The 7,893-nt window shown below is 63.9% G+C and carries 9 protein-coding genes; 4 read left to right on the top strand and 5 right to left on the bottom strand.

Annotation, left to right across the window (positions count from 1 at the left end):
* Positions 1-617: 617 nt before the first annotated feature.
* Positions 618-1,007 (bottom strand): hypothetical protein, encoded by a 390-nt coding sequence (locus AB0H61_RS38850; RefSeq protein ID WP_357313902.1) that lies wholly within the window; start codon positions 1,005-1,007, stop codon positions 618-620.
* Positions 1,008-1,203: 196 nt separating this feature from the next.
* Positions 1,204-1,671 carry a MarR family transcriptional regulator gene (locus AB0H61_RS38845; RefSeq protein WP_357313900.1) on the bottom strand — a complete coding sequence of 156 codons (468 nt, stop codon included), beginning with the start codon at positions 1,669-1,671 and terminating at the stop codon, positions 1,204-1,206.
* An 86-nt stretch (positions 1,672-1,757) separates the two neighbouring features.
* On the opposite strand from AB0H61_RS38845, the gene AB0H61_RS38840 reads away from it, so the two are divergent.
* The 4 genes from AB0H61_RS38840 (at position 1,758) to AB0H61_RS38825 (ending at position 3,796) form a co-directional block, all read left to right on the top strand.
* Positions 1,758-2,081, top strand: coding sequence for a rhodanese-like domain-containing protein (locus AB0H61_RS38840; protein WP_357313897.1), 324 nt, complete (start codon positions 1,758-1,760; stop codon positions 2,079-2,081).
* A 376-nt stretch (positions 2,082-2,457) separates the two neighbouring features.
* Positions 2,458-3,078, top strand: coding sequence for a DUF4203 domain-containing protein (locus tag AB0H61_RS38835; RefSeq protein WP_357313894.1), 621 nt, complete (start codon positions 2,458-2,460; stop codon positions 3,076-3,078).
* Positions 3,063-3,269, top strand: a complete 207-nt coding sequence (locus AB0H61_RS38830) for a hypothetical protein (protein WP_357313892.1) — start codon at positions 3,063-3,065, stop codon at positions 3,267-3,269. The genes AB0H61_RS38835 and AB0H61_RS38830 overlap by 16 nt, the downstream gene beginning before the upstream one ends.
* Before the next feature lie 65 nt (positions 3,270-3,334).
* Positions 3,335-3,796, top strand: a complete 462-nt coding sequence (locus AB0H61_RS38825; RefSeq protein ID WP_357313889.1) for a GNAT family N-acetyltransferase — start codon at positions 3,335-3,337, stop codon at positions 3,794-3,796.
* Here AB0H61_RS38825 and AB0H61_RS38820 read toward each other — a convergent pair.
* From AB0H61_RS38820 to AB0H61_RS38810, 3 genes are all read right to left on the bottom strand, one after another.
* The gene (locus tag AB0H61_RS38820) at positions 3,777-3,965 is read right to left on the bottom strand and encodes a hypothetical protein (RefSeq protein WP_357313887.1); all 189 of its coding nucleotides are present in this window, start codon (positions 3,963-3,965) and stop codon (positions 3,777-3,779) included. The two genes, AB0H61_RS38825 and AB0H61_RS38820, sit on opposite strands and share 20 nt — an antisense overlap.
* Positions 3,966-4,606: 641 nt before the next feature.
* A complete protein-coding gene (gene fxsT / locus AB0H61_RS38815; protein ID WP_357313905.1) occupies positions 4,607-6,964 on the bottom strand; it encodes an FxSxx-COOH system tetratricopeptide repeat protein in 2,358 nt (785 codons plus the stop codon).
* A 482-nt stretch (positions 6,965-7,446) separates the two neighbouring features.
* Entirely contained in the window at positions 7,447-7,716 is a 270-nt protein-coding gene (locus tag AB0H61_RS38810; protein WP_357313884.1) for a hypothetical protein, read from the bottom strand.
* Positions 7,717-7,893 lie beyond the last annotated feature (177 nt).

Here is a 7,893-nt window from a genome sequence, read left to right as displayed (position 1 = left end):
TTTACTGGAGTAAAGTCGTGTGATCTACGGATCAATCGCCCGCGAAGGCGGGGCCCGCCGACTTCCGATCCCCGGAACCGGAGACGTTCGACCGATGTGGGCCATCGGTTGCCCAGATCTCGCCCCCGGTTCCGCCGACCTGCACGTCGCCCGAATCCGGGTCGAGTCCGCATCCGAGTTACAACCGGGCGGACACGGCCCGATCAGGCTGCTTCCACTCACCCCGGCGAATTGGAAGCACCTCGAGCCCGGTGACGTGATCACCATGCACGAACAGCGACCAGTTGTGGGGACTGCCACGATCACCGAGATCCAGTCTCCGAGATACCCCGCCAAGTGATGCCGTGCTGCTCGGATGCTGTTACCAGGCGGCGCCTGCCTGCCTGGGCTCCACGGCTATTACGACGAAAGTCGCGTGCACGGCGTCGAGGATCGATGCCGCATCCGGTTGGGAGACGCTGAGGGCGTGGGACGCGCCTGGTACCTCACGGGTCGCTGTGGCCCCGGCCCAGTTCGCCATGAAGCGGACGGAGATCGTAGCCGCGACAACTGGCGGCCACCGTACGAGCCCTTCCGCCGTGCACCGCGGAAGGGCTCGTAGCCTGCGGTGCGACAGGTTATCCGCCGGTCACCTCGACGACGATCTCAACGGGTGTATCCGTCTGCGTATGGTTGGAGCATCCCTGTGCCGCAACCATATGCGCGCCAGCAGATCGCGGCGTCCACCGAATTTTGGCTACCCCGTTGGCATCCGGGTAGCTCGTGATCGGGATTCCACCCATGTCGGTGAAGTCCTGAATGACAGCGCCGTTGTCGGTGAAGATCACCGACGAGGTGAAGTCGCAGTGCGCGCTCAGGGTGTAGCGGACCCCCACCTGGTGCGTCGTGCCCGAGATGCTCAGATCGAGCACCTTCGCCTGGGCGGGAGCCGCCGGCAAGACCGCGGCCGCCACCGCGGCGAATCCGATGATGCTCACGCCGAGACGCCGAATTTGACTGTTGTTCATGGTGTTTCCCCTAAAACGACCCACACACGGGTGCGACGGGCTACACCCCCCGACCCGCGTGTCGGCAGCAAGATCGCTGCCGACACGAGACGTTCTATCACCGGCTACCGACATCTCCGACGAGCCGCGAACTACGTCCCGCGCGGCGTTGGCGGTCCGGGTCGCCGATCAGGCGTGGGTGACCGGTGAATCTCAGTCAACCTCCAGTCGTGGGATCGGGAAGATCGGCCGGACCGAGTACCTTGCGCAGTACGGATGCCACGGTGTCGAGTTCGTCGGCGGCAAGGCCGGCGAACCGGCGTTCGATGGCGGCCAGGTAATGCGGAGCGGCCGCGCGCAGCCGCTGCCGACCGGCATCGGTGATGCTCACGAAGGCCGATCGGCCGTCGTCGGGATTGGATTCGCGACGCACCGACCCGTCCGACTCCAATTCGGCGACCAGCCTGCTGACCCGGGTTCGGCTCAGCACGACCCGCTCCCCCAGGTCGCTCATCCGCAGCCGTTGCGGCCCATCCAGCTCCAGCAATAGGTCGTACCAGCTCAGGGGTAGTCCGGTGGCGCGACGCAGCTCGGTATCCAACTCTGGCACCAGCTTCGCGTGTACCCGTAGCAGCACGGCCCAGGCGCTGACGGCCGGTTGGGAACGATTCGCGGGGTTCGGCACGGCATCGATCATAACCAGTTGCGTGCGCGCGCACATTTATAGTAGCGTGCGCACGCACATAAATTGCGCTAGAGAAAGGCACTGCCATGACCGGATTGATCACCCGCGACGAACTCGTCGAGGCAATCGAGGCAGGTTCGGTGACCGTCATCGACGCACTGGGTGGGGAGTACTACGCGAAGGCTCATCTGCCCGGCGCGCTGCCGCTCGTCGAGGCCGACGTGGAAACTGGAGCACCGCAACTACTTCCGAACAAATCGGCGGCAATCGTCACCTACTGCTCAAATATCGCGTGCGCCAACAGCCAGCAAGTTGCCACCAAGCTGGAGGCGCTCGGCTATACCAACGTGCGCAAATATCGCGAGGGCATTCAGGATTGGACCGAGGCGGGCCTACCGCTCGAGAACTGATCACCGAGGCGGCGGCTGCGGAGCTGCGCCCGCAGCCGTACCCCCGCATCGCCGACCAACCAGCCCTGCTCCTGACCTTTGCCGCGGCAGCCCACGGGCGGCTATCAGCGCAGTACGCACGTGCGCGAATTCGCTGCATCGGGGCATCCGGAGCGGCAGGACCGGTCTCACCCGAAACGTGTGAGGTTTCACCACCTCGCCCGCCATAGCGTCGCATTGTCGCTGTTCATCGGTCTTGCTCGTTGCCATCGCGACAAGGTCGGCCTGGTTGCCTCACCGACCCGCGGCGGGAGCACATCGACGGCCGCGAGCCCAGCGGTATCGGACTCACCGCTGAGTAATCAGTGATAACGCCGGACCACTGATTGGAGCGCATGTGCATGGCATCGTCGTAGCCCTGGTCGGCGCACTGCTGTGTTTCTACGGCATCCGATCAGTGCATCTGGGAATTCTGGCGATCGGGTTCGGGCTCGGATGGCTGATCGCCGACCTGTTCGACGCGACATTCTGGTGGCTACTGCTGATAGGCCTGATCGGCGCGGTGTCGTCGTGGGTGGTGACCTCGCTCGTCTTCCGCTTCGCGTCCTATTTCATCGGCGGACTCACCGGCGCGATGATCGGCACGAAGTTGGCCATGGTGTTGCAGCCCGGAGACAAGAACTGGGCGTTGACCATGATCGTGGCGCTCGCGGTATGCGTGGCCGGCGCGTTCCTGGCACAGAAATTCCGTGCCCGCGCACTGCTGTGGCTGACCTCGATCGGCGGCGCGAGCATGATAGTCAGCGGAATCGGCCATATGGACGACTCCTTGGCCTTTCTGCGGGCCCCCGAGCCCGGATGGCAGCAGATCATCTCCACCCTCGTATGGATCGGGCTGTCGGTGGCAGGCTGGGTCACTCAACGACATCTGTTCGCCGAAAAGCTCGGCATCGAACGCCTCGAAGAGGAGCCGCCGCAATCGAGTCACAATACCGGCGGCAAATGGCCGAGCCGCTGAAGGACGAAGCTCCTCTCGATATACGCACACTCACGGGAAGCACCCGGTTGTTCGCCGCAGTCACGCTCGCGCTGCTCGCAGGACTCGGCGTCGCACTGGTCTGCGAGATAGTTCCGAGCCAAAGCCTGCGTATCAGAAACGATTCCGCAACTGCTCACGGTCACGACGTTGTGGATGTGGTCGACGCCTGACCGTGCCCGCGGGATCCACTCGGGCGCAACCTCGAATCCTGAGCCGACACCGCTACGTTGCCTCTATGTGGATAGTTCGTATTGGATCGGCCAGTGCAGAAGACATCGAGGTGGCCGAATTGTTGTTCGCCGCAATCGGTGGTGATCGCCATCGCCTCGCAGTGGCCGCCCAACGCTATCGAGACAGCAAGGCGGCCAACCTCATCGCCGCGACCATCGATGACGAACTCGTGGGCGTGGCCGGTTACGAAGTCCACCGCAACCACATCGTGCTGCTCCACATCGCAGCGGCCGTTTCCCGGCGCCGTTGCGGAATCGGCCGCCAGCTCCTGTCGGAGATCCGATCACGACACCGCGACCTCGCCATTATTGCCGAAACCGACACTGCCGCCGTCGGTTTCTATCTCGCCACTGGATTCACCGTCTCATCTCTCGGCGAGAAGTATTCTGGCGTCGAACGCTTCCAGGTTCTGCTGAACCCAGCGACAGCTCGAGACCCTGCTCCCGCTACGCACGATGCACTTTGATCACCGATGCCTTCAACTCCGAGGGCCAAGCCCGTTTGTAGAGCAGTACGTCCACTTCTACCGCGTCGGCATCCGCCGATTCGAGTAAGAACAGGGCATCGACGTCACCCGCCCGAGCCGACGCCACGTACTGCCGGAACGACGGGGAGCAGCCAGGGCTCGGGCTCACGACATACCCGCCCAGGTCAAGCGGCCGCTCCCCCAGTTGGCCCCTCCCCCCGCTGCACGCGGCACCACGCCTTCTCCGCGCATACCGACCGGGGTACACACCAGATATAGACGCAGTCCCCAGAAGAACACAGCCTCGGTGAGCGACAGAGCATGTTGGCGTCCTGGAAGAGCGCTGTTCTAGATCGAAACCTCTCCAGAAAAACAAAAACCCGCTGGTCAGCGGGTGTTTGTGGGGCGGGCGGGGCTCGAACCCGCGACCAATGGATTATGAGATCAAACACTCCATACGGTGTCCTGACCTGGCAATACGCTGGTCATCCGGGGCCATAGTACAAAAATACATTGCTGTCGTATCGCTGTACCAGCGATCTTTACCGCCCCCCGCGCCCGCCCGGGTCGACAATGCTTCGCAACAGCGATACTGCCGAAGTTTGCCTCCTCGGAATCAAAGTTCGCCCGGTGGCGCAGCGCATCGGCTGCACACCGGCCGCCGAGGCGCATTCTGGTCCCGCTTGCCTGTCCTGGCATCCGTCTCTACGACGTGGCAGTTCGTGGACTGTTCGATTCTGGCCGTTCTCTATTCACCGAGAAGCACGCAGTGCTGTCGGTCCCCGCAGATCCCGCGGGCGGAGCGAAGTATCACCTTCTACCTCCGAGCCAGAATTGGATCACAGCGAGAAAGTCGCGCACCAACTGTGTACGGGGATCTTCAACACCGAAGGTTCGCTCACGATCCGCAAGTTTCTGCTCATAGTGCGGTATGGCGTCGATCATTCGGCCCACTGACATGTAGGCACCGGCGAGATTGTTGCGGGCGATCAGAGTGTCTGGGTAGTCGCGGCCCAGTACCCGCTCGTACTCAGTGAGTGCCTTTTCGAGCAGCGGGATGGCTTGGCTGACCCGGCCCGCCGACCGATAGGCGTCGGCGACGTTGTGGCGTGCGACTAAGGTGGTGGGGTGTTCCGGGCCTAGAACCCGTTCGGCTTCAGTGAGATTCGACTCGTAAACCCTGATCGCCTCCTCTACCCGCCCCGCCGACCGATAGGCGTCGGCAAGGTTGTTGCGTGCGAGCAAGGTGAGGGGGTGTTCCGGGCCTAGAACCCGTTCGACTTCGGTGAGATTCGACTCGTAAACCCTGATCGCCTCCTCTACCCGCCCCGCCGACCGATAGGCGCCAGCGAGGGCGTGGCGCGAGAGCAGGGTGATGTGATGCTCCGGGCCCAGCACCCGCCGGTGCTCGGTGATAACACGCTCGAACAGCGTGATCGCCTCGGCCAGGCGGCCCGCCGTCACGTAGGCGCCCGCGAGATTGTGGCGCGCACTCAAGGTGGTGCGGTGATCGGGGCCCAGAATCCGCTCGCACTCGGGGAGTGTCTGTTCGAGCAGCGAGATGGCATCGGTGGCCCGCTCTGCCGACTCGTAGGCGGCAGCGATGTTGATGCGACCGACCAGGGTGTTGCGGTGATCGGGGCCGAGAACCCGCTCACACTCAGCGAGATTCCACTCGAAGACTCTGATCGCCTCGGACGTCCGGCCAGCCAACTGATACGCACCAGCGAGGTCGCTACGGGTAACCAGGGTTTGGCGGTGATCAGGGCCGAGAACCCGCTCACACTCAGCGAGATTCCACTCGTAGACCCTGATCGCCTCAACTACCCTGCCAGCCGACTCGTGAACATCGGCGAGGTCGTTGCGCGCGACCAGGGTAGCCAGGCTATCTGCGCCTAGATTCTCTTCGTGGTGTACGAGGGCGTTCTGGGCGTGGACAAAGGCCCGGCTGAGGTCGGCGGTTTCGACAAGTTGCTGGGTGGCCCAGCGCAGCAGGTCCAGGACCCGGTTGCGAGTGTCGGTACCAGCGGCGCTTAGGGCGTTGCCCCAGAGGGCGTCAATCTGGTCGATTATGAGAGTGCCCTCGTGCTTGCGGGCCTGCGCTTCGAATTTTTCGAACAGCTTCGGTTCGATGACGTCGAGTGCGTTGTTGAGGATCATGTCGCTGGTGTCATTGTCACGGGCTCGTTCGCGAAGAACGCGGGCAGTAAGCCGGTGGGTAGACAGTGCGGTGTTGTCGGTGGACCAATTCAACAGGCTGTGCCGCACGCACCGTTCGATTGCGTCGTCGACCAGGTCCTCGAGGTCGGGGTTCGGGTGGGTAAGCAGCCTCCGGTCGATACCGGACGGGACCAGGACGGTGAACAGCCCGAGCAGCCAGGCCACGATGGCGTCGAGTTCGGAGTCGTCTGTGGGAGCTTCGGCCGCCAGGATAGACATCATGATCGCCCGGTCCACAGGCTTCGGGTGCTCGTGGAGACCTTCACGGTGGCGCAACGCGCGCGGTAGCGGCTGCCTACGGAGCCGGTCTAGGTAGGTGGCGTAGGTCAGTCCGGGCCCGTCGGGCGGGTTGATCGTGGTCGCGGCTGCGGTTAGCGCCAACGGCAGACACCCCAACTCCGCAGCCAGGACCGCCTCACCAACGGGGTCATCATCGATACAGGTAGCCTCGCGCAGGTAGGTGCGGGCTTGGTCGGTGTTGTAACCGCGGCCAGTATCGACGACCACGTCCGCGCGGTAGGCGAAGGCCCGATCGGTGCTGGTGATCACCACCCGTGCCCCGCCCCTTGACGGCAGCAAGGGGTGGATCAGGGCAGGATTCTCGGCGTTGTCGAACACCAGCAACCCCGGTTTCGCACTGTTGTTGAGGTGATCACGTAGTCGACGCGCCGAACGCATACTGTCCCCCTCGGGATCGGCTACCCCCAGGGAGTCCGCGATCGCACCCAAGTCGCCGTAGAGGGTGTCGGGTGAGTCCGCGCGCACCCAGCCCACCACCCCCTGCCCGTGGTCGAGCACCCACCGCGCATACGCCGCCGCCACTTGTGTCTTGCCCGCACCCCTCATCCCGGTCACCACCACCCGGCCCCTGGTCAGCCCATCGATAAGCTGGGCGATCTGGTCGCGATCGACGAAATGCTTCGGCTGATCCGGGACCGAGCCCACCATCGTCGCACCGGGCCCCTGGTCGCTGTCCGGGACTTCCGTCAACGGGTCCGGGTCGGGCAAAGGCCGGGGTTCGGCGTAGGCGGCAGCACGCAATTTCTTCCAGTGCGCTGCCCGCTGCGGGGTCCAAGGCTCGGAACAGGCGACATACAGGCACTCGACGACCAGCAGGAGACCGGTGTTGTATCGGGGGATGGTGGGGCTGGGCTTGAACCAGTCACTGATCGTCGTCGCTGGTACCTTCGTCCGCTTCTTCTCCCGAATCCACTGTGAGACATCCTCGGCCGACAATCGGGATCGCCCCCGCAAATACGCGAGTTCGGCCTCCAACCGCGCACGCATGGACCCTGGCTCGCTGACTGTCAAAGGCGGCTCACCCTCCTCCTGTCCGGGCCCGGCTCGACCCGACTCGGGTTACCGAAAAACAGGTCACGACATGCGTTTCGCCACTTTAACCGAGACGGCCGGACTGTACGGCGTCGAACTCAAGGCCGCTTCCTGTCACCGACACATACGCCCACTTGACAGAAAGCGAGCACCGCCCCATGACCGAAAACCACTCCCTCGAACCGGAGCCCGCCCCCGTGACCGAGCGGGACCATCACCAGATCCGCCGACGCGCTCTTTCTGTCGCGGCCACTGTCCTGGGTTTCGCCGCCCTCGCCCTGGACGGCCTCGGGCATCCCGTCCTCGCCGGTGCTGCTCATGCTGCGGGCTTTGCGGCCCGTCTCCTCAAGACAGTCCTCGACGCCCACGCTCTCCGCCGATAGCCATCAGCGATCAGAACTCGCGGGCACCGGCGAGCCCACTGTGCGACAGCTCGATCGGCACTCGGATCTAGTGCCGCGTCACGCAACGTCGGTTAGGTAATCCGGGTACCGGATCTTGGAACCGACGGCGAAGTCTCGGATCGGTGCGGTGTGCTGGTTACG

This window comes from Nocardia sp. NPDC050710, assembly GCF_040654375.1.
GTDB lineage: Bacteria > Actinomycetota > Actinomycetes > Mycobacteriales > Mycobacteriaceae > Nocardia.
This window is presented reverse-complemented; position numbering and strand designations above follow the sequence as displayed.

Coding starts and splice junctions, on each gene's coding strand:
- AB0H61_RS38850 (WP_357313902.1), bottom strand. CDS start 1,007: ATGAACAACAGTCAAATTCGGCGTCTCGGCGTGAGCATCATCGGATTC.
- AB0H61_RS38840 (WP_357313897.1), top strand. CDS start 1,758: ATGACCGGATTGATCACCCGCGACGAACTCGTCGAGGCAATCGAGGCA.
- AB0H61_RS38830 (WP_357313892.1), top strand. CDS start 3,063: ATGGCCGAGCCGCTGAAGGACGAAGCTCCTCTCGATATACGCACACTC.
- AB0H61_RS38825 (WP_357313889.1), top strand. CDS start 3,335: ATGTGGATAGTTCGTATTGGATCGGCCAGTGCAGAAGACATCGAGGTG.
- fxsT (WP_357313905.1), bottom strand. CDS start 6,964: ATGGTGGGCTCGGTCCCGGATCAGCCGAAGCATTTCGTCGATCGCGAC.